This window comes from Comamonas testosteroni, from assembly GCF_030505195.1.
Lineage (GTDB): Bacteria > Pseudomonadota > Gammaproteobacteria > Burkholderiales > Burkholderiaceae_C > Comamonas > Comamonas testosteroni_G.
Map to the genome: position 1 here is coordinate 1,517,978 of NZ_CP129672.1, position 20,215 is coordinate 1,538,192.

15 protein-coding genes and 1 riboswitch are annotated in these 20,215 nt (G+C 63.4%); of the genes, 7 read left to right on the forward strand and 8 right to left on the reverse strand.

Going from position 1 to position 20,215, the window contains the following annotated elements; translation table 11 throughout:
• Positions 1–20 precede the first annotated feature (20 nt).
• The gene (locus QYQ99_RS07015) at positions 21–629 is read left to right on the forward strand and encodes a Maf family nucleotide pyrophosphatase (RefSeq protein WP_302092006.1); all 609 of its coding nucleotides are present in this window, start codon (positions 21–23) and stop codon (positions 627–629) included.
• Positions 626–1,414 (forward strand): SAM-dependent methyltransferase, encoded by a 789-nt coding sequence (locus QYQ99_RS07020; protein ID WP_302092007.1) that lies wholly within the window; start codon positions 626–628, stop codon positions 1,412–1,414. Before QYQ99_RS07015 ends, QYQ99_RS07020 begins: the two co-directional genes overlap by 4 nt.
• A 95-nt stretch (positions 1,415–1,509) precedes the next feature.
• Here the strand turns inward: QYQ99_RS07020 and QYQ99_RS07025 are convergent, their stop codons facing one another.
• Genes QYQ99_RS07025 through QYQ99_RS07040 form a run of 4 tightly spaced genes read right to left on the reverse strand, consistent with a single transcriptional unit; the run spans position 1,510 to position 4,635 of the window.
• Positions 1,510–2,562: a S49 family peptidase gene (locus QYQ99_RS07025; protein ID WP_302092008.1), complete on the reverse strand. Its 1,053-nt coding sequence runs from the start codon at positions 2,560–2,562 to the stop codon at positions 1,510–1,512.
• A gap of 1 nt (position 2,563) precedes the next feature.
• Positions 2,564–2,929 carry a Rieske (2Fe-2S) protein gene (locus QYQ99_RS07030; RefSeq protein WP_302092009.1) on the reverse strand — a complete coding sequence of 122 codons (366 nt, stop codon included), beginning with the start codon at positions 2,927–2,929 and terminating at the stop codon, positions 2,564–2,566.
• Positions 2,930–2,937: 8 nt separating this feature from the next.
• Positions 2,938–3,621, reverse strand: a complete 684-nt coding sequence (locus QYQ99_RS07035) for an HAD family hydrolase (RefSeq protein ID WP_302092010.1) — start codon at positions 3,619–3,621, stop codon at positions 2,938–2,940.
• 9 nt (positions 3,622–3,630) lie between these two features.
• Positions 3,631–4,635, reverse strand: a complete 1,005-nt coding sequence (locus QYQ99_RS07040) for an RluA family pseudouridine synthase (protein WP_326999432.1) — start codon at positions 4,633–4,635, stop codon at positions 3,631–3,633.
• Positions 4,636–5,220: 585 nt separating this feature from the next.
• Here QYQ99_RS07040 and QYQ99_RS07045 point away from each other — a divergent pair.
• The 4 genes from QYQ99_RS07045 (at position 5,221) to queF (ending at position 10,966) form a co-directional block, all read left to right on the forward strand.
• Positions 5,221–8,196: an Rne/Rng family ribonuclease gene (locus QYQ99_RS07045; protein WP_302092012.1), complete on the forward strand. Its 2,976-nt coding sequence runs from the start codon at positions 5,221–5,223 to the stop codon at positions 8,194–8,196.
• A gap of 105 nt (positions 8,197–8,301) precedes the next feature.
• A complete protein-coding gene (gene yaaA, locus QYQ99_RS07050) occupies positions 8,302–9,102 on the forward strand; it encodes a peroxide stress protein YaaA (protein ID WP_302092013.1) in 801 nt (266 codons plus the stop codon).
• Positions 9,103–9,147: 45 nt separating this feature from the next.
• A complete protein-coding gene (locus QYQ99_RS07055; RefSeq protein WP_302092014.1) occupies positions 9,148–10,047 on the forward strand; it encodes a 2OG-Fe(II) oxygenase in 900 nt (299 codons plus the stop codon).
• Positions 10,048–10,120: 73 nt separating this feature from the next.
• The gene (gene queF / locus QYQ99_RS07060) at positions 10,121–10,966 is read left to right on the forward strand and encodes an NADPH-dependent 7-cyano-7-deazaguanine reductase QueF (RefSeq protein ID WP_302092015.1); all 846 of its coding nucleotides are present in this window, start codon (positions 10,121–10,123) and stop codon (positions 10,964–10,966) included.
• A gap of 96 nt (positions 10,967–11,062) precedes the next feature.
• Here the strand turns inward: queF and QYQ99_RS07065 are convergent, their stop codons facing one another.
• From QYQ99_RS07065 to QYQ99_RS07080, 4 genes are all read right to left on the reverse strand, one after another.
• Positions 11,063–13,420, reverse strand: coding sequence for a hypothetical protein (locus QYQ99_RS07065; RefSeq protein WP_302092016.1), 2,358 nt, complete (start codon positions 13,418–13,420; stop codon positions 11,063–11,065).
• A 74-nt stretch (positions 13,421–13,494) separates the two neighbouring features.
• Positions 13,495–15,051: a methyl-accepting chemotaxis protein gene (locus QYQ99_RS07070; protein ID WP_302092017.1), complete on the reverse strand. Its 1,557-nt coding sequence runs from the start codon at positions 15,049–15,051 to the stop codon at positions 13,495–13,497.
• A 137-nt stretch (positions 15,052–15,188) separates the two neighbouring features.
• Positions 15,189–16,406: a DNA polymerase IV gene (gene dinB, locus QYQ99_RS07075; RefSeq protein ID WP_302093132.1), complete on the reverse strand. Its 1,218-nt coding sequence runs from the start codon at positions 16,404–16,406 to the stop codon at positions 15,189–15,191.
• Between the two features lie 192 nt (positions 16,407–16,598).
• Entirely contained in the window at positions 16,599–18,119 is a 1,521-nt protein-coding gene (locus tag QYQ99_RS07080; RefSeq protein ID WP_302092018.1) for an amino acid permease, read from the reverse strand.
• Positions 18,120–18,662: 543 nt separating this feature from the next.
• Positions 18,663–18,762: riboswitch (glycine riboswitch) on the forward strand.
• Between the two features lie 171 nt (positions 18,763–18,933).
• Between QYQ99_RS07080 and QYQ99_RS07085 the strand changes: the two genes are divergently transcribed.
• Entirely contained in the window at positions 18,934–20,202 is a 1,269-nt protein-coding gene (locus tag QYQ99_RS07085; protein WP_302092019.1) for a D-amino acid dehydrogenase, read from the forward strand.
• Positions 20,203–20,215 lie beyond the last annotated feature (13 nt).

Here is a 20,215-nt window from a genome sequence, read left to right on the forward strand (position 1 = left end):
CAGTGTAAGAGAATCCCGAAATGCCCGACTTATTGATTGCCGGACGACTTGAGCGTCCATTGATTCTTGGCTCCACCTCGCGCTATCGCCGTGAGTTGCTCAGCCGCCTGCAACTGCCGTTCGAGACAGTGTCTCCCGAAGTGGATGAAACCCCGCTCAGTGGCGAGACACCCCACGACCTGAGTCTGCGTCTGGCCATAGCCAAGGCGCAGGCCGTGGCCCAGTTGCACCCTGGCGCCATTGTGATCGGCTCCGACCAGGTGCCCGAGCTCGACGGCCAGCCCCTGTCCAAGCCTGGCACCCACGAGCGAGCCACCGAACAGCTGCGCCAGATGAGCGGCCGCCAGATGAATTTCCACACCGGCGTCTGCGTGAGCTGTACCGAAACCGGCTTCACGCAATCCAGCGTGGTCACGGTGCAAGTGCGCTTTCGCGAACTGAACGACCTTGAGATCGAGCGCTACCTGCGCGCCGAGCAGCCCTATGACTGCGCAGGCTCGGCCAAGAGCGAAGGCCTGGGCATCGCCCTGCTGGATGCCATCGTCAGCGACGACCCCACGGCACTGATAGGCCTGCCGCTGATCCGCACCTGCCAGTTGCTGCGTGCTGCAGGAGTGGTGCTGCCATGAGCGAGACTTCCCAAAGCAAAGCAGGCACTCTTTATCTGGTGCCTGCTCCACTCGATTTTGGCTGCGAAAGCCAGACAGCGCTGACCGAGGTGCTGCCCGAGGGCACACTGCGCCGCGCCGCCTCTCTGACTCACTGGATCAGCGAAAACGCCAAGACGGCCCGAGCCTACCTCAAGCGTATCGACGCCTTGTTCCCGCTGGCTGCGCCGCTGCAGGCCCAGAACATTGCCGAGCTGCCACGCGAAGCCCACAAAAAAGGCGACCACGGCAACAAGGGCGGCGCCGTCTTCGACCCTAAACCCCTGCTGGCACCGGCACTGGCCGGGCAGGACATGGGTTTGATCAGCGAGGCGGGCATGCCCGCCGTGGCCGATCCCGGCAGCTCCATCGTGCGTGCCGCCCATGATCTGGGCATTCGCGTCGTGCCGCTGACGGGGCCGGTTTCGCTGCTGCTGGGCCTGGCGGCCAGCGGCCTCAACGGCCAGAATTTCGCCTTTGTCGGCTATGTGCCTCAGGACGGCGCTGAGCGCACGGCCCGCATCAAGGAACTGGAGAGCCTGGCCCTGCGTCAAGGCCAGACCCAGCAGTTCATCGAGACGCCTTACCGCAATGCAACCCTCTGGCAGGCGTTGCTGCAAACCTTGCAACCCAATACCAGGCTGGCCCTGGCCAGCGGATTGACGCTGGAGACAGCGCGTATTGAAAGCCATCTGGTGCGCGAATGGCGCCAGCGCAATGCACCACCCGACAATCGCACGCCGGTGGTGTTTGCCATAGGCCGTTGAGCGCCAGGAAACAAAAAAGCCTGCGGCCAAACCGCAGGCTTTTTTGATAGCTACCGGCGTTTATCCAGAAAGGTTAACGCCTTTGTGATGCCTGATCAGCGAATGCTGGGCACCAGCCCGCGCATGGCTTTTACCGAGCCCTCGCCGATGGCCGCACCAAATCGCTTGGCCAGACGTTCGGCCACATTGTCGCGGCGGGTGTAGTCGATGACTTCCTCGGCCTTGACCACTTCACGCGCCACAAAGTCGAGGCTGCCCAGCTTGTCGGCCAGACCCAGCTCCACGGCCTGCTGGCCGGTCCAGAACAGTCCACTGAACATTTCGGGGGTTTCATGCAGACGGTCGCCACGGCCAGCCTTGACCACGCCGATGAACTGCTGGTGGATCTGCTCCAGCATCTGCAGCGCAAATTCCTTTTGCTGCGCCGACATGGGGCTGAACGGATCGAGAAAGCCCTTGTTCTCGCCAGCCGTCAGCAGGCGGCGCTCCACCCCCACCTTGTCCATCACCCCTGTGAAGCCGAAGCCGTCCATGAGCACGCCGATGCTGCCCACGATGCTGGCCTTGTCGACAAAAATCTCGTCGGCCGCCGCCGCGATGTAGTAGGCCGCCGAGGCGCAGGACTCTTCGACCACCGCATACAGAGGCTTGTTGTACTTGGCCTTGAGACGCGTCATCTCGTCGTTGATGATGCCTGCCTGCACGGGGCTACCGCCGGGCGAGTTAATCAGCAGCACCACGGCGCGCGAGCCCGAATCCTCAAAGGCACTGCGCATGGCGGCCACCACGAGCTCGGCACTGGCGTCCGCACCCGAGGCGATCTCGCCCTTGATCTCCACTACCGCTGTATGGGGTGAGGTGCTGGTCTTGGTGGCCGTATCCTTGAAGAACACCACCCACAGCACCAGCAGCACCACGACGGACCACAGCAGACGGCTGAAAAAGCGCCAACGCCGTGCTGCTCGCTGCTCCTTGATGGAGGCGAACACCAGCTTTTCCAGCACATCGCGCTCCCAGCCCCCATTCCCGGAGGCCTTGGCCGCGGCTGGCGCTTCGGCGGATGCGGCAGAAGCCTTGGACCACAGGTCCGCGCCCGGCGTCACATGCTGCTGGGAATCATGGTTGTCAGGGGTGTTTGGGGAACTCATCTCAAAACTCTGGAGGTTTCAGTTGTGGCCCAGTATGCCAGTGCACCACGCCATCGCTTTCGCTCAAGGCGATTTTTACCAGCCCGCCGCGGCAAGGACCGCCGGCGCAGGCACCGCTGTCAGGTTCATAGGCAGCTCCGTGGGTAGAACACAACAGCCAGCGACCGGAATCGTCAAAAAACTGACCCTCCTGGTAGTCCATTTCCATGGGAATATGGCTGCAGCGATTCAGATAGGCATAGACCTGTCCCTGGTAGCGAATCGCAAAAGCTCGGCTGCCCTGGCCGGCATACCGCACGTCAAAGCCCACAGCCCGACCGCCCTCGACCAAAGCGGCACTGGCGCACAACTCCACGGTCTGCGTCATGGCGGCCTTCACGCGCTGGCCAGCAACCAGGCCCGCAGCTGCGCTGCGGAGTCGGCCACGAACAGCGGATTGAACTGAGAGAAGCCGTCGGGAGCATGGGCACCATAGGAAACCCCCACACAGGCACAGCCGGCGTTCTGCGCCATCTGCAAATCGTGCGTGGTATCGCCAATCATCAGTGTTCGCTCGGGCTCCACACCGAATTCGGCCATCAACTCGTGCAACATCAGCGGACTGGGCTTGCCGGCGGTCTCATCGGCCGTGCGCGAACCGTCGAACAATCCCTTGAGCTGCGGGTCCTGCAGCGCATGGTTGAGCCCCATGCGGCTCTTGCCCGTGGCCACGGTCAGCCAGTGGCCGCGCTCGCGCAGCTCGGCAAGCAGCGGCAGGATGCCGTCAAACACGCAGATATCGTCCTGATGCTTGAAGAAGTGAAAGCGATAGCGATTGGCCAGCTCAGGATATTTTTCGGGCGGCACATCGGGTGCCGCGCGGGCCAGGGCTGGCATCAGCGCCATGCCGATCACATAGGCAGCCTGCTCGTCGCTGGGTACGGTGCCGCCCACATCACGCACCGCCTCCTGGATGCTGCGACTGATGATGGCCGTGGAGTCCGCCACGGTCCCATCCCAGTCAAATGCAATCAGATCGAAGCGGCGTGGTCGCCGGGCGCTATGGTTTTCAGTAGTCATGAAGCCTAGTCAGTTCACAAAATCCGCCAGTTCCGGCGGCAACTCGGCGCGCAGCTCGACACGCTCGCCGCTGGCGGGATGATTGAACTGTAGCCGCCAGGCGTGCAGAAACATGCGTTTGAGCCCCTGCTTTTGCACACGACGGTTGAGATCAAAATCGCCATATTTGTCATCGCCCACGATGGGATGCCCCTGCGAGGACAGATGCACGCGAATCTGGTGGGTACGTCCCGTCTTGATGGTCACCTCCAGCAGACTCATGGCTGGCAGTCCCTGCAGAGGGCGCGGCTCGATCAGCTTCCTGACCTTGACCAGCGTGATGGAGCGCATTCCATCCGGATCATCGGCCGTGGTCACGCGCACGCGGCGCTCGCCGTCGGCCTGCAGATACTTGTGCAGCGGCAGATCGATGACCTTCTTGTTGGCCGGCCAGGCTCCCTGCACCAGCGCCAGATAGGTCTTGCCGGTCTCGCGCTCGCGAAACTGGTCCTGCAGATTGATGAGTGCGGAGCGCTTTTTGGCCACCAGCAAAATGCCCGAGGTTTCGCGATCCAGCCGGTGCACCAGCTCGAGAAACTTGGCATCGGGACGCGCCTGGCGCAGTTGCTCGATGACGCCAAAGCTCACGCCCGAGCCTCCATGCACGGCCACACCGGCAGGCTTGGACAACGCAATCATGTGTTCGTCATCCAACAGGGAGGGAAAGTCCTTAGCCGGCGCCGGACGTTCCGCTTTTTCAGTCACTTTCTCGGAAATCCGGACCGGGGGAAGACGCACCACATCGCCGGGCTGAACCCGGGTCTCGGCACTCACGCGCCCCTTGTTGATACGCACTTCACCGCTGCGGATGATGCGGTAGACATGGGTCTTGGGCACCCCCTTGAGGTGGCGCATGAGAAAGTTGTCAAGTCGCTGTCCGGCAGAGTCTTCATCGACCTCGATCAGCCGTACCGAGGCCGCAGCCGTATTCTGTGACCGGCCCTGCGCCGGTTTGCCCTCTATAATGTGTTTCACCTGTGCCGAGCTTAGTTGTAAGTGATTGATTCGCATGGAGTTTAGTCCAAACAATCATTTCCCACCGCACAGGCAGGTCGATGCCCGCCAGTTTTGCACACGCAAATTGCAGTCAAGAAGAGCTGCAGCAGCCTGTGAAAGCCTGGCAAAGGCTGACGAATTGAAACACTGATACGGAATCTCATACCGTGCAGTTGACCAGGCAAAAGCAGCCTGCAACTGCCGGTTCTCTCAACGAGCATGTGGATCTTTTGGACATTGCTGATCAACCTCTGGGGCAAGGCACGGCCGGCCCCCGAGACGAGCCATGTCTTGAAGAAACCACCCACCTCCCTAGCACGCGCATCGGCTTCTTTTGTACCCCGTCTGCATGCGCGTCCTCTCCCGCTCGTCCCCCGGCCTGTACCTCCGCTACTGACTTGAGATCAGGCCAGTAGCGCCGTCCTGTACCGCCCCAGATTCCTCATCCGTTTCAACGCGTTCGTCTGGCATCACGGCTCCTGTTGAGCCTGTCTTTGATTACCAGTCAAAGGCACGTTGGTCTGTGACCAGCGTGCCCCATAAAACGAATAAAGGAAGCGCATCATGAAACGGATGCTGATTAACGCGACGCAGTCTGAAGAACGCCGTCTGGCCATTGTTGACGGCCAGAAGCTGCTGGACTACGAGATCGAGATCGAAGGTCGCGAACAACGCAAGGGCAATATCTACAAGGCCGTCGTGACCCGCGTCGAGCCTTCTCTCGAAGCCTGCTTTGTTGACTATGGCGAAGACCGCCACGGCTTTTTGCCCTTCAAGGAAATCTCCAAGCAATACTTTGCCGAAGGCGTTTCGCCCAGCCAGGCCCGCATCAACGACGTGATTCGCGAGGGTCAGGAGCTGATCGTCCAGGTCGAAAAGGAAGAGCGCGGCAACAAGGGCGCAGCCCTGACCACCTTCATCTCTCTGGCCGGCCGCTATGTGGTGCTGATGCCCAACAACCCCCGTGGCGGTGGCGTTTCGCGCCGCATCGAGGGCGAGGACCGCGCCGAGCTCAAGGAGGCCATGGACCAGCTCGAGTACCCCAAGGGCATGTCCATCATTGCGCGCACTGCCGGCATCGGCCGCTCGGCTCCCGAGCTGCAGTGGGACCTGAACTACCTGCTCAAGCTGTGGAGCGCCATCGACGGTGCCGCCAAGTCCTCCAAGGGCGCCTTCCTGATCTATCAGGAATCCAGCCTGGTGATCCGCGCCATCCGCGACTATTTCAACAATGACATCGGCGACATCCTGATCGACACCGATGACATCTACGAACAGGCCCAGCAGTTCATGGCACATGTGATGCCCGAGCATGCTGCCCGTGTCAAGCGCTACCGCGACGACGCCCCCCTGTTCTCACGCTTCCAGATCGAGCACCAGATCGAGTCCGCCTATTCGCGCACCGTGACCCTGCCCTCGGGCGGCGCCATCGTGATCGACCATACCGAAGCCCTGGTCTCCGTGGACGTGAACTCGGCCCGCGCCATCAAGGGTGGCGATATCGAGGAAACCGCGACCCGCACCAACCTCGAGGCAGCCGACGAAGTGGCGCGCCAGATGCGCCTGCGCGACCTGGGCGGCCTGATCGTGATCGACTTCATCGACATGGAAGAGGCCAAGAACCGCCGCGAAGTGGAAAACCGCCTGCGCGATGCCCTGCGCCAGGACCGCGCCCGCGTGCAATTCGGCACCATCAGCAAGTTCGGACTGATGGAAATGAGCCGCCAGCGACTCAAGCCCGCCTTGTCCGAAGGCGCACACATCAACTGCCCGCGCTGCGGCGGCTCCGGCCACATCCGCGACACGGAAAGCTCGGCGCTGCAGATTCTGCGCATCATCCAGGAAGAGTCCATGAAGGACAACACGGCCGCCGTGCACTGCCAGGTGCCCGTGGAAGTGGCCTCCTTCCTGCTCAACGAGAAGCGCAGTGAAATCACCAAGATCGAGCTCAAGCAGCGCGTCAACGTGATCATGGTGCCCAACAAGTCCATGGACACACCGCACTACAAGCTCGAGCGCCTCAAGCACGACGACGCGCGCCTGGAGTCCATGGAAGCCAGCTACAAGCTGGCCGACGAGCCCGAAGAGGTGACCACCGTCACCCGCCGCTCGCAGGAGCCCACCAACAAGCAGACTCCCGTCATCAAGGGGGTGCTGCCTGATGCTCCCGCACCGATTGCCGAGCCCCGCCAGCCGCGCACTGCCGCAGCCGCCGCGACACCCGCTCCCGTAGCGGCCCGCCCCGTGGTGCGCGAGCAAGGCTTCTTTGCCTGGCTCAAGAATCTGTTCGGCTTTGGCGCACCGGCTCCCGTGGCAGCACCCGCTCCCGCGGCCGAGGCTGCCGCTCCTGCCGCCCGTGAAGGCAGCCGCGACAGCCGCCGAGGCGAAGGCCGTGGCGGTGACCGCAACCGCCGTGGGGGTGACCGCAACGAGCGCAGCGACCGCAACAGCGCAGAGCGCAATGGCAGCGAACGCACAGACCGCAACAACCGCCGCAATGCCCAGGGCCGTGATGAGCAGCAACGCAACGAGCGTCCCGAGCAGCAGCAGCGCCAGGACCGCCCCGAGCGCGGCAGTCGCCGCGGTGGCGAACGCAACGAGCGCCGCGACGACCGCCAGCCCCAGGTGGCAGAAGCCGCGCTGAATGGCGAAGAGTTCAACGCAGCTCCCAAGCCCGAGCGCAACCGCCAGGAGCGCGGTGAACGTGCGGAACGCAATGAGCGCGGCGAACGCGGTGAAGGCCGCCGCGAGCGCCAGAATCGCAACGCCGATGCCCAGCCCGCCATGCAGGCCGTGGCCGACGAAGCGGCGCTGAACATCGCCCCAGTCGAGGGTTCTGACGCTCAGGTGCAGGATGGCACACAAGGCGGCGAGGCTCGCGAGCCCCGTCAGCGCCGTTCGCGCGACCGCTATGGCCGTGACCGCCGCGACCGTGCACCGCGCGACGCCCAGGCGGAAGGCCAGGCAGCCGAGCAGACAGCCGAAGCCCAGACCCCAGTCGAAGTGCCTGCCGCAGACGCTGGCGAGCAACCGGCACGCCGCAGCTACTTTGATGCTGTTGCACCTCAGGCTCAGGCAGAACAAGCGCCTGTTGCGGCAGAAGTACAGGCACCCGTGGTTGCAGAAGAAGCCGTAGTGACAGCTGTCGCTCCTGAGGCCGAACCCGCCCAGCCCGTGCAGGCGGAGCCTGCGATTGCCGCAGAGCCTCAGCCAGCAGTCGTGGAGCCTGTGGCTGAAGCCGCAGCTCCTGCCCCCGCAGTCGCAGCGCCCAAGGCACAGAGCTACGCGCTGCCGATTGCCGAGCTGCAAGCCCTGGCAGCCGCATCGGGTCTGGAATGGATCAACTCCGATGCCGAAAAGATCGCCGCCGTCCAGGCTGCGATTGCCGCCGAGCCCAAGCCCGTGCGCATTCCGCGCGAGCGCCCACCCGTGGTGGTGCTCGACGAAGGCCCGCTGATTCTGGTCGAGACCCGCAAGGATCTGAGCCTGATGCAGCTGCCGTTCGAGAAGGAAGAACAGGCTACAGGCGTCAACGCCTAAGCCGACTGCCTTGCGGCATCACTGGGCCAAGGCACTGTCCACTTCCGTGGATGGGCCTTGGCCCTTTTTCATGCGCCCTTTCTTTGATTGAGTGAACGTCAAGCCATGTTGTTTCTGATCTCTCCGGCCAAATCGCTGGACTATGAAAGCCCTATTTCCGCCGAGCTGCCACACACGCTGCCGGTATTCAAAAAGCAGCCCCTGGAACTGATCGAAGTGCTGCGCGAGAAGTCGCCCCAGCAGATTTCCGAGCTCATGAAAATCAGCGACAAGCTGGCCGTGCTCAATGTGGGCCGCTACGAAGCGTTCAGCGCCAGGTTCACCGCCAAGAACTCGCGCCAGGCCGTGCTGGCCTTCAATGGCGATGTCTATGAGGGCCTGAATGCTGCCAGCCTCAAGCCCCAGGAGCTGGACTGGGCCCAGGAGCATGTCGTGATCCTGAGCGGCCTCTACGGCGCGCTGCGCCCGCTGGACCTGCTGCAGCCCTATCGCCTGGAGATGGGCACCCGGCTGGAAAACGCCAAGGGCAGCAACCTCTACCAGTTCTGGGGAACCCAGATTGCCGACTACCTGAACGAGCGCAGCAGCGCGCAAGCCGAGCGCGTTGACGCCCAGACCGAGCGAATAGTCGTCAACCTGGCATCTCAGGAATACTTCAAGGCCGTGGATCTCAAGGCACTCAAGGCTCCCGTGGTGGAATGCGTTTTCGAGGACTTCAAGGGCGGCAAATACAAGATCATCAGCTTCCATGCCAAGCGCGCGCGCGGGCTGATGGTGCGCTGGGCCGTGCAGCACAAGGCCAAGAAGGTGGCCGACCTGCGCAAGTTCGACCTGGAAGGCTATGCACTGGCCGAGCAGGCCAGCACGCCCGGCAAGCTGGTGTTCCGCCGCAAGCAGCAAGACTGACGCTGCACATTGAAATCAGCATCAGTGCGCACTAGCATTGTCGACATGAGCACTTCCACCCAAGACGAGTTCGTCACACCTCCCGGCCTGACACCCGAGCTGATGCAATGGGTGCGCACACAAAGCGCCTCTGGCGTGCCACTGCCATCGCTGCTGCAATCCATGCGCAAGGCGGGCTGGGCCGAGCATCTGGCACGCCGCGCGCTGGCCCTGCCCGAAGAGGGTGTACTGCCCTTGCCTTTCGCAGCAGCCAGACCCGAAGCCGACGTGGCGGTGCAGGTCCATGAGTCAGGCGTTCCCGAGCCCGATCTGCTGACAGATCCCTGCTGCGTCCATGCCGGCGATCGCGATGTCCATGTGCTGATGAGCGTGCGCCACCCGCGCGTGGTGGTGTTCGGCAACCTGCTCTCCAACGAGGAATGCGATGCCATCATCGCAGCTGCCCGCCCGCGCATGCAGCGCTCGCTGACCGTGGACAACCAAAGCGGTGGCGAGGCCGTCAACGACGACCGCACCAGCAATGGCATGTTCTTCCAGCGCGGAGAAAACGAGCTCATCAGCCGTGTCGAGCAGCGCATTGCCAGACTGCTGAACTGGCCGCTGGAAAACGGCGAAGGCATGCAGGTGCTGCACTACCGACCAGGCGCCGAGTACAAGCCGCATTACGATTACTTCGCCCCCAGCGAGCCCGGCACGCCGACCATACTCAAACGTGGCGGCCAGCGCGTGGGAACCCTGGTCATGTATCTCAACGAGCCCGCGCGCGGCGGCGCAACCACCTTTCCCGATGTAGGGCTGCAGGTCGTTCCGCGCCGTGGCAATGCCGTATTCTTCAGCTACAACCGGCCCGACCCGGCCACCAAGACCCTGCACGGCGGCGCCCCCGTGCTGGAGGGCGAAAAATGGATTGCCACCAAGTGGCTGCGTGAACGAGAGTTCAAGTAAAACAGGCGCTAGCCCTTACTCATAAAGCGCCAGCAGCTATCCTTTTTACTGCTGGCCATTTTGTTTTTGAATCATGCATACCCCTGAACAATCGCAGCTGGGCAAAAGCTCGGCCTATGTGGACCAGTACGACGCGTCCCTGCTCTTTCCCCTGCCGCGCCTTGCCAAGCGCGAGGAAATCGGTGCCGCCATCAACCCACCGTTCTTTGGCGCCGATCTGTGGACGGCATTCGAAGTTTCCTGGCTCAATCTGCGCGGCAAGCCCCAGGTGGCGCTGGCGCATTTCACCATCCCCTGCGAAACGCCCAACCTGATCGAGAGCAAGTCCTTCAAGCTGTACCTGAACAGCTTCAACAACACCCGCTTTGCCGACGCCAGCGAGGTGCTGGCGCGCCTGCGCAGCGATCTGTCCGAAGCCACCTGGCGCGGCAGCCAAACCCAGGGCAGCGTGGGCGTGCGGCTGCTGGAAGCGCCGCAGTTCGATGCCCAGCAAGTGCACGAGCTCGACGGTCTGCTGCTGGACCGCCTGGATGTGGAGTGCACCCGGTACACGCCGGCTCCCGAGCTGCTGCGTGCCAACCATGACGAAGCGCCCGTCAGCGAAACCCTGGTCAGCAACCTGCTCAAGAGCAACTGCCTGGTCACCGGCCAGCCCGACTGGGGCAGCGTGCAGATTCAATACAGCGGTGCACAGATCGAGCAGGAAGGTCTGCTGCAGTACCTGGTGAGCTTTCGCAACCACAACGAATTCCATGAGCAATGCGTGGAGCGCATCTTCATGGACATCTGGAGCCGCTGCAAACCCATCAAGCTGGCCGTCTACGCGCGCTACACGCGCCGTGGCGGCCTGGACATCAACCCCTTGCGCACCAGCCACCCGGGCGCCCTGCCCGCCAATGTGCGCACCGCCCGCCAGTAACAGAGGCACGGCCCAATCAAGGGCAGCCAGCAAGGGCCGCCCCGCAGCAAGGCTGCCGTCCCCCTCAAGGAGAGGCCGCAAAGCGGCTCAGGGAGATCAACTCTTCCAAGGGCAGTCATCCTGCCCCAGCAAAGCCTCGGCATAACGCAGATCCTGAATGCGCAGCCAAAGCCCGTTCATGCCCTGGCGCAGGGGTTCGACCGCAGCACGCTGCCAGGTCTGCACCACCACCAGCTGACGCGGCGCCGCAGGCTCTGCCCGGGACTTGTGAGCCGCGTTCGCCTCGCCTGAGTGCTCAGCATCCGGCAAGGGCAAATCCTGCCAATGCAGACCCTGGGCATCCCAGCCATGCAGCACCGGCATGCGCGCCTTGAGCGTCAGCGTGCGCACTTCCTTTTCCACAGGGTTGAGCCAGTGCAGCTGCCACTGCCCCTGTTCGCCATGGCGTGTCTCCACCGGCTCCAGCAAGGCCCAGCCTTCGCCTGAAGGATGGGGACAGGCGCAGGGCCCGACACCGCAGAACGCCAGACCGCTGCGCGTCATGATCACGCCATCCTTGCGAGGTTCATCATGCTGCCAATAGTGGTTGACACGCTCGTTCACGCCGCCCCACCACCAGACGGTGTCGCCGCGCACCTCGTCGCGCCAGACATAGTCGCCGTCGGAGCAGGGGTGCTGGATCTGCCTCACCTCGCGCCAGCGCGGCAGCAGCTGCCAGCGCCCTTGCGCATCGGGCGCCAGTTCGCGCTCGGAGTAAAGCGGGCGCCAGTCTGGTCTGGCCAGATGGCTGGCCGACACGGACTGCAGAGGCCAGCGCCAGGATGCAGTGGAGGGGTCCCAGTCCTTGTCCGCCAGACTGGCCGTCAACGCCAGCACGCGCATGCGGGCGGCCATGCCGCCCTTGACCGACGGCACAGCAGCCAGCCGCACCACGGGCCAGGGCAGGTCCACGCTTTGCAGTCGCTCCCCGTCCCAGACCTGCAGGCTGCCGCTGCCGCCGCGAATCGGGGCACGGCCATGGGGCATGAGAACCGCCCAGCGCCCCTGCACGATCACATGCTCCAGCGCCCAGCTGCCGGGCAGATGGCGCTCGCCCCATTGCAGGTTGTAGGCCGCTGTTTCGCCCAGCTCCTCCCGGGCGGGCTTGGACAGGGTCCAGATCAGGCGCTGGCCCTTGAGTGGCTCGCTCTGCGCGCGCCACAGCGCGGGCTGCGCCGGGTCACGCAGCCAGTCGAAGCCCACGGGCAGCGAGGGTTTGGTGATGGGCAGACCATCGCGCTGATGGGCAGCGCAGACATCCACCTCGCTCATGGCGCAGCTGATGCTGGTGCCATCGTGCAGGCGTTCGGTCTCGGGTATATCGAGCTGCACTTTCTGCAGCAGCAGTTCATTGAGCCAGCTCAGCGGCAAAGCACCGGACTCCTGCTCATCACCCGGCCGGGTCAGGCGTGCCAGGCCCAGCGCCCAGGGCTTGCGGTCCTCGGGCATCAACTCCGGCCATTGCTGCCAGCCCCCCTCCATGGTCCAGACGGCCAGCCGCAGGCTGGCCTGGCTGGCATCGCCCTGGGTCGGGTAGGCATAGAGCGCAAAGGCCTGGGCATCGGCACGCCAGACCATGCTGTGATTCTCGTCCAGCACCCAGGGCTGGGGGGACTCACCCAGCATCAGCTGCCAGTGCGGATTCTGCAGCGGAGCCATGGGGTAGCGCAGCTTGCGCAGCGAAGCCGGCCAGTGGCGCTGCAGCAGCACCGGCGGCACCGAGCTGGGCTGAGCCGGTTGCGGCAGGGTTGGCATGGGCCGGGCGACCTCGACCGGCAGGCAGTCTGCCGGCACCCAGAGATCCACCACCTGCTGCAGGGGCTGCGGCTGCGCAGCCATATGCTCGCCCAGCCAGCCCTCGAAGTTGGCATCGGACATGATCACATGTGCATCGTCGGCAATGCCGCTTTCGTTGATGCTCTCGCCACTCCAGCGCGGCATGCGCCAGTGGATGGCATCCAGCAGCTCGCCTTCCGGCTTGTCTATGCGCCAGCTGCGACGTGATTTGCGATCGACCAGATGGGCGGCCTCGCTGTCGTAAAAGCCCGTGCGCAGCCAGCGCCCGTCATAGGAGGTGTGCATGTCCATCTCCCAGACATGGGGCAGATAGACTCCGTCCGCACACAGCACGTCGCCATAGATGGGGCCGCCCATGCCGCGCTCGCCCTGGGGGCGAAAATTCACATCCCGATTGGACTCCGACACCATGTCCGCCTGCGCCACAAGCTCTTGATCGGAGGGTGTCTGCGCAGCAGCCTGCGACGCCGTTCTGGCCTGGGCCACGGACGGCTCGGCCTCCTGCCCCACAGCTGCAGACGGTGCCGGTCTGGCGTCAGCGCGCAAACGCGATATCAGCCAGATCAGCAAACACAGGGCCAGCGCCGCAATGGCGATCAGGATCAGCACAACACTCATGCCGCAATCCTACCCAAAGCCGATGTGAAAAAGGCAGCTCCACGGCTGCCTTTTCAGAGCAAGGCCACAAAAGCCTATAGATGGAACACGTCCACCGAACGCTCCAGCGTCTTGGCACTCTGGCGCAGCGATTGCGCGGCGCTGGTCGACTGCTCCACCAGAGCCGCATTCTGCTGAGTCACGGAGTCGAGCTGGGCCACGGCCTCGTTGACCTGGGAGATGCCTATCGATTGCTCACGCGTGGCAATGCTGATCTGGTGCACCAGGGAGCCGACCTTGTCCACGGCCTGCACCATGCCATCTATGGTCTGGCCTGCGGCACGCATGCGCGCATTGCCGTCGTTGATGCCGTCGACCGTGCGGTTGATGAGCACGCTGATCTCCTTGGCCGCCTCGGCACTGCGCTGGGCCAGTGCACGCACCTCGCCCGCCACCACGGCAAAGCCGCGCCCCTGCTCGCCGGCACGCGCCGCCTCCACGGCCGCGTTCAGTGCCAGCAGATTGGTCTGGAAGGCAATGCTCTCGATCACGCCAATGATTTCGCTCATGCGCGTGGAGGAGCCCCGAATATGTTCCATGGCCTGGCCCACCTCGCTGATGGCAGCGCCGCTGCGGCTGGCCACCTTGCTGCTCTCGTCGCTGGCTCCGGCCATGAACTGGGCCGTATCGGCCGTCTGCGACACGGTGCCCGAAATTTCCTCCATCGAGGCCGCCGTCTGCTGCAGGCTGGTGACCTGCGACTCGGTACGCCCTGCCAGATCGAAACTGCTCTGGGCGATTTCATGGGCGGTCTGGGCAAAGCCCTGCACCTCAGTGCGCACATCCCCCACCACGGCGCGCAGATTGATCTGGATCTGCTGCAGCCTCAGCATCAGCGCTCCCATGGCGCCGCTGTAGCTCTGGCTGCATTCGGTGCTCAGGTTGCAGGCGGCCACATCGGCAGCAAAGCGGCTGGCTTCCTCCAGTCCCGCCACGCAGCGCCGTTGAAAGCGCCACAGCACGAATGCGCCGCCAGCCACCAGGCTGGCAGCACGCCAGCCCCAGGCGGCTGCACCCTGCCAGCCCAGCATATCGGGCAGCATGGCGATCAAGGCCACGATGGCCAGCAACCAGGCCATGCGCGCCACCAGGCCCACATCCTTGCGACCATCCCACCAGCCCATCAGGCCCAGACGGCGCACCGCGCCTGCGCGCAGGCGGAAGCTGGCCTGTGCCTGCTTTTCCTCGTCACGCATGCGCGCGTACAGCGCTTCGGCTTCGGCCACCTCCCTGGCCGAAGGCTTGGTACGCACCGACAGATAGCCGCTGGGCTTTCCGCCTTCCATGATGGGCGTGACATTGGCGCGCACCCAGTAGTGGTCGCCGTTCTTGCGGCGGTTCTTGACCAGTGCCGTCCAGGGATAGCCATGAGCAATGGTGCGCCACATGTCCTTGAAGGCAGCAGACGGCATGTCGGGATGGCGAATCAGATTGTGCGGCTGGCCGATCAGTTCGTCGTAGGCATAGCCGCTGACGCGCACGAAGGCCGGGTTGCAGTGAGAGATCTCGCCCTTGGTGTTGGTGCTGGAGACCAGCAGTTCGTCACCCGGAAAGTCGTAGTTTTGTTGAGATACCGGCAGGTTCAGGCGCATGCTTTGCACTCCTCCAATAGGCCTATGTAGTTTTTGTTCGAGAGTGAGCGATCAGGCATCCCGTAGTCAGCTGGTTATCCAGATACACAAATTCACACTTGAATCATCGCACAGTGATGATTCCCGAGCCCCCAGGCTCAGAACAGAGATGCGGTATAGGGATCCAAATGCTTGATGGAGGTCAAACCATAAGGTCTCAGCAGTAGCTCTCTTGCCACCGGATCGTGGGCGCTGGCCTGCCAGAGCGGCTCGGCGATCAGGCCCGAGACCTTGACCCCCAGCAGCCTGATGCGCTTGCCCAGTGGCACGCGCTTGAGGCATTGGCCTGCGGCCCGGCGTATGGCGGCCGCATCCTGTATCGGCAGGTTCAGGGTCTGGTCCCGCGTGGCGATCCTGAAATCGTCATAGCGCAGCTTGATGCCCACAGTACGTCCCACATAGCCCTTGCGCCGCAGATCCTCGGCCAGCCGCTCGCACAGGTCCGTGAAGATGGCCCCCAGCTCGGCCTTGTCGCGCACGGCATGCAGATCGCGCTCGAAGGTGGTCTCGCGGCTCATTGACACCGGCTCGCTCTCGGTCACCACGGCGCGCTCGTCCCGCCCCCAGGCCGACTCGTGCAGCCAGTGGCCATAGCTTTTGCCAAACCAGTGCAGCAGCTGTGGCAGGCTTTGCGCGGCCAGGTCGCCAATGGTTTCTATGCCCAGGCTCTTGAGCTTGGCATCGGCCTTGGGCCCTATGCCGTTGACCTTGCGGCAGGCCAGCGGCCAGATCCGGCTTTGCAGATCTTCGGGCTGGACGATGGAGATGCCGTTGGGCTTGTTGAACTCGCTGGCCATCTTGGCCAGCAGCTTGTTGGGAGCCACACCGACCGAGCAGGTCAGGCCCGTGGCGTCGAAGATGGATTTCTGGATCAGCCGGGCCAGCACGCGTCCGCCTTCGCGCTGGCCGCCGGGCACGTCGGTGAAGTCGATGTAGACCTCGTCCACGCCACGGTTCTCCATGAGCGGCGCAACCGACACGATGATCTCTTTGAAGGCCCGCGAAAAGCGCCGGTACTCGGCAAAGTCCACGGGCAGAAGAATCGCCTGCGGGCACAGCCTGGCGGCCTTCATCATGCCCATGGCCGAGCCCACGCCGAACTGCCGGGCCGCATAGGTGGCCGTGGTGATCACGCCGCGCCCCGTGTAATCGCGCAGCAGCGGAAAGTCCGCCACCGGGATCTCGGACAGCGCCCGCCCCGCATGCCGCGCCAGCAGCTGCTCGTCAAAGCTGCGCCGCCCGCCGCCGATCACCACCGGCAGCCCCTTGAGCTGCGGGTAGCGCAACAGCTCCACGGAGGCGTAGAACGCATCCATGTCCAGATGCGCTATGCGCCTGGGCCTGGGCTCGGGGCTGGTGGGAAGATCGCTCACAGTGCCGATTTTGCCTGCGCTGGCAAGAGACGGCAGCCGTGTGTCAAAAGGCACACGGGCACCGGGAAACAGCAAGCAGCTCCCGCCCCTGCCGCTACCCCTTCCCGCCTGGAGAAGGGGAAGGCTCAAACCGCCTCAGGACGACACCTTGCCCTGCTTGATGTCTTCGAGCTCGTCAAAACGCATATCGGCATAGCTGATCCAGGTCTTGCGCTTGACCAGCCAGTAACCCAGCCAGAACAGCAGGAACAGCGGAATGCCCAGATAGGTCGAGACCACGCTGCCCCAATCGATGCGATCTTCCAGGAAGGCCTGGTAGTTCTGGCCCAGCGTCACCACCAGACACAGCACAAAGGCAAAGATGGGTCCGAAGGGGAAGGCGCCGGCCTTGTAGGGCAGCAGGCCCACATCATGACCATGCATGACATAGCCGCGACGGAAGCGGTAGTGGCTGACGGCAATGCCCAGCCAGACAATGAACTCCGTCATGCCGGCCAGATTCAGCAGCCAGATATAGACGGCCTGCGGGCTGTAGAGCGAGGAGAACAGGCACAGGCTGGCCACCAGCGTGCTGCCGATCAAGGCCACCAGCGGCACGCCGTTCTGGGTCAGCCGGGAGAAGATGCGCGGCGCATTGCCCTCGGTGGCCATGTTGTAGAGCATGCGCGTGGCCGCATACATGCCCGAGTTGCCGGCCGACAGCACCGAGGTCAGGATCACCGCATTCATCACCGTGGCCGCCGACAGCAGGCCCGCGTGCTGGAACACCAGCGTGAACGGGCTCACGGCGATATCGGCCACATCGGTGCGCAGCAGCTGCGGATCGGTGTAGGGAATCAGAAAGCCGATGACGATGATGGCCAGCACATAGAACAGCAGAATGCGCCAGAACACCTGGCGAATCGCACGCGGCACGTTCTCGCGCGGATTCTCGGATTCGCCCGCCGCAACGCCCACCAGCTCCGTTCCCTGGAAGGAATAGGCCACGATCATGGCCACGCCCACAAAAGTCGCAAAACTGCCGACGAAAGGCGCATCGCCCGTGGTCCAGTTCTCGAAACCGGGCGCATGGCCGTTGCTGATGATGCCGAACAGAATCAGCACGCCGGTGATCAGAAAGGCCACCACGGCCAGCACCTTGATCAGCGCGAACCAGTACTCGGCCTCGGCAAAGCCGCGCGCGGAAAACGCGTTCAGCCCCACCATCAGTAGCAGGAACAGGCCGCTCCAGAGGATGCCCGGCACATTGGGAAACCAGTAGGCCATGACCAGCTGCGAGGCCACCAGATCCACCGCCACCACCACGGCCCAGCTGAACCAGAAGTTCCAGCCCAGCGCAAAGCCGAAGCCGCGATCTACATAGCGCGAGGCATAGGTAGAGAAGGAACCGGCCACAGGCATGAAGGCAGCCAGCTCGCCCAGGCTGGTCATGATGTAGTAGACCATGATGCCGATGAGCAGATAGGTGAGCACGGCACCGCCGGGGCCGATCTGGGCGATGGCCGAGCCGGAGGCCACAAACAGGCCCGTGCCGATGGCGCCGCCAATGGCGATCATGCTCAGGTGGCGCTGCTTGAGCACCCGGTGCAAGCGGGGCTGGTTATCGTCACCGTCGCCAGTCGGCGCGAGCTGCTGGCTTGAGTTGGGTTGGGACATAAATGTCTTGTTGTAATGGTTTGCGCCCATCCGGACAAAACACCCAACCATCCCGCAGGCGCTGCGACTGGCAACGCAAAAAGGCGACCATGACGGTCGCGGTCAACAAGGACAAAGGAACGAAGCCATGACAGCAGAACGCCATGGCGGATAGGCCAGTTGCATTCTGAATCGGCAGCCACCCCGGTCGGGTGCTTCAATGGCAAAGCGGTGATATCGCCGGGCCCATTGACAGGCAAAGACGATATTTTGCCCAAATCCACCAACCTCCATGAGCCGCTGTGCCAATGCAGGGGCTGACTCTGGGGCTGCTCAGGCACTCTTGACAGAGCTTATAGCTATGAATTTGGAAGCATATTGCGCATGAATATATTCACTTTCATGGTCAAACAACATTGAGTTCTACAGGGCACAGGCGGTAATTGCTATCAAATATTTCAGAAGCGGCATGATCGGCCATGGCTGCCCCCTGGCGCAGAAGTCGAGTAAACCCGTATATCCAGACGCCGCCATTCTTCCTACATTTGCCCACAGGCTCTCAGCCCGGTGATGCCGAGAGAGACTGCAGCGCAAACTTGGCGCATGCAGCGCCGAAGGAGCAACCGCCCCGGAAACTCTCAGGCCAAAGGATCGGCATCGCTTTCACACACTCTGAAGAATGTCCGGACGTCATCGTCCGCCGGGCATACCGAAGGAGCAAGCGAGCAGCGCCGCAAGGCCCTGCCTCGTGAATCTCTCAGGTCCAGAACAGAGGGGGCGTCCGCTGCGCATGTTGCGCACGGGCTCCACCCTTGACGCATCTGGAATCTGAATCATGAAGACAATCGCCGTCATCGGCGGTGGCATCACGGGCGTGACCACCGCCTACGCCCTCGCACGCCGCGGATTTTCCGTCACCCTGTTCGAGAAGCAGCGCTATGCCGCCATGGAAACCTCGTTCGCCAATGGCGGCCAGCTCTCGGCCTCCAACGCCGAGGTCTGGACCCACTGGTCCACCATCGTCAAGGGCCTCAAATGGATGCTCAAGAGCGATGCTCCGCTACTGCTCAACCCCAAGCCCAGCTGGCACAAGATTTCCTGGTTCTGCCAGTTTCTCGCTGCTATCCCCCATTACGAGAAAAACACCGTGGAGACCGCCAGACTGGCGATTGCGGCACGCGAACACCTGTTTGGCTGGGCGGCCAGCGAAGGCATTGACTTCGATCTGAAGCAAAAAGGCATCTTGCATATCTACCGCGACCGAGCAGGCTTTGAACATGCGGGCAAGGTGTCCCAGTTGCTGGCCAAAGGCGGGCTGGAGCGCCGCGCCGTAACACCGCAGGAGATGCGCTCCATCGAGCCGACCCTGTCCGGAACCTTCTATGGCGGCTACTTCACCGAGAGCGACTCCACCGGCGACATCCACAAGTTCACCAGCGGCCTTGCCGCCGCCTGCGAGCGACTGGGCGTGCAATGCCGCTACGGTCAGGAGATCGTGGCGGTGGACAGCAATGGCAAGCAGGCCAGCGTGACCGTGCGCCAGGGTCTGGAAACCGAAACCTCGACCTTCGACGCCATGGTGGTCTGCGCGGGCACGGCCAGCCGCGCGCTGGCCGCTCAGCTCGGCGACAGCGTCAACATCTACCCGGTCAAGGGCTATTCCATCACGGTCAATCTGAGGGATGAAGCCAGCCGAGCCGCTGCCCCCTTGGTGAGCCTGCTGGACGACGAGACCAAGCTGGTCACCAGCCGCCTGGGTGACGATCGCTTCCGCGTGGCCGGCACGGCCGAATTCAACGGCTACAACAAGGACATCCGCGCCGACCGCATCCGACCGCTCATCGAATGGGTGCAGCAATGCTTCCCGGGCGTCAGCACACGCAGCGTCGTGCCCTGGGCCGGTCTGCGTCCCATGATGCCGGACATGCTGCCGCGCGTGGGCTCTGGCAACAAGCCCTGCGTGTTCTACAACACCGGCCACGGCCATCTGGGCTGGACCTTGTCGGCCGTCACCGCCGACATGATCGGCGATGTCGTGCTGCAGTCCATGGGCAGCGCCAGCAGGCAGCCCCGGTCGGCCACGCTGACCACCGCCAGCGCCTGATAGCGGCTTCAAG